1 protein-coding gene is annotated in these 683 nt (G+C 30.0%); it reads left to right on the top strand.

Annotated elements, in window-relative coordinates; all coding sequences use genetic code 11:
- Positions 1-30 precede the first annotated feature (30 nt).
- The coding region (locus ES044_RS18360; protein WP_147120805.1) for an IS630 family transposase at positions 31-683 on the top strand (653 nt) is incomplete at its 3' end.

Genomic DNA, 683 nt, shown 5'->3' with positions numbered 1-683 from the left:
AGTATCTTTATATTGTTGATATTCAGATGTATGACTATAAAATTATCACAAGAAGAGAAAATTACAATTAAACAATTACACCGTAATTGTAAACAAAGAAAACATGCCGATAAACTAAAAGCTATTCTTCTTCTTGATAAAGGGTATTCTTGCATTGAAGTTGGAGAAATTCTTCTTTTAGATGATGATACCATCAGAAAATATAGAAACATCTATTTGAACCAAGGAGCAACCTCTTTATTAACTGACGATAATAAAGGTAGAAAATCTTTACTTACTACTCAACAATTAAAAACTTTGGACAAGCATATTGGTGAAAATACATATATGGATTCTAAAGGAATTGTTTCTTGGATAGAAAAACAATTTAGCATTCGTTATGCTACATCTGGTATCAATGCACTGCTTAAAAGACTCGGATTTGTGTATAAAAAACCAGTTTTAACTCCTTGTAAAGCCAACCTAGAAAAGCAAGAAGAATTTGTAGTCCAATATAAAGAATTAAAAGAAAATTTGTCCCAAGAAGATCACATCTATTTTATGGATGGTGTACACCCACAACACAATACTATTGCTCATTATGGTTGGATAAAAAAAGGGCAAACAAAGCAGTTAAAAACCAATAATGGTCGCAAAAGAACAAATATAAATGGAGCACTCAATTTACAAACAAAAGAATTGCT

Origin of the sequence: Polaribacter sp. IC066 (assembly GCF_007997085.1) — a bacterium.
Classification (GTDB): Bacteria; Bacteroidota; Bacteroidia; order Flavobacteriales; family Flavobacteriaceae; genus Polaribacter.
Note: the sequence above shows the minus strand (reverse complement) of the source record. Positions and strands in the feature narration are given on the sequence as shown.